Raw genomic sequence first — 542 nt, forward strand, 5'->3', positions numbered from 1 at the left:
GGGACAGATAATTGGGGTGAAGTCGTAACAAGGTAGCCGTATCGGAAGGTGCGGCTGGATCACCTCCTTTCTAAGGAAAAGGAAACCTGCTTTTGTTTTATCTTTTGTTTTGTTCAGTTTTGAGAGATTAATCTCTAGTTAGTGGTGAGCCCTTTTTTTAGAAAGAGGCGCTTTTTATTGACGGGCCTATAGCTCAGCTGGTTAGAGCGCACGCCTGATAAGCGTGAGGTCGATGGTTCGAGTCCATTTAGGCCCACTTTCTTTTGAGGAAAGCCGTCCACTAGTGATATATACTCATCTTACAATGGGGCCTTAGCTCAGCTGGGAGAGCGCCTGCTTTGCACGCAGGAGGTCAGCGGTTCGATCCCGCTAGGCTCCACCAAATACCTTGTTCTTTGAAAACTAGATAAGAAAGTTAGTAAAGTGCGGTATAAGTCTTAGACTTGTACCAACCAAGTAAGAACCGAGAATCAACTGAAAGTAACCTTTCAACTAACTGACACAGCCATCGCTGGCTGAAGACGTTAGGTAACAACCCGTGG

General features: G+C 45.9%; 2 tRNA genes and 1 rRNA gene. All 3 read left to right on the top strand.

The window, feature by feature from the left end:
* Positions 1 to 70 (top strand): 16S ribosomal RNA (locus PROCOU_RS16125); the annotation flags it as partial.
* Positions 71 to 182: 112 nt separating this feature from the next.
* Positions 183 to 256 (top strand) — tRNA-Ile (locus PROCOU_RS16130).
* Between the two features lie 50 nt (positions 257 to 306).
* Positions 307 to 382: transfer RNA gene (locus tag PROCOU_RS16135), tRNA-Ala, on the top strand.
* Positions 383 to 542: the final 160 nt, after the last annotated feature.

The organism is Listeria rocourtiae FSL F6-920, from assembly GCF_000525975.1.
Classification (GTDB): Bacteria; Bacillota; Bacilli; order Lactobacillales; family Listeriaceae; genus Listeria_A; species Listeria_A rocourtiae.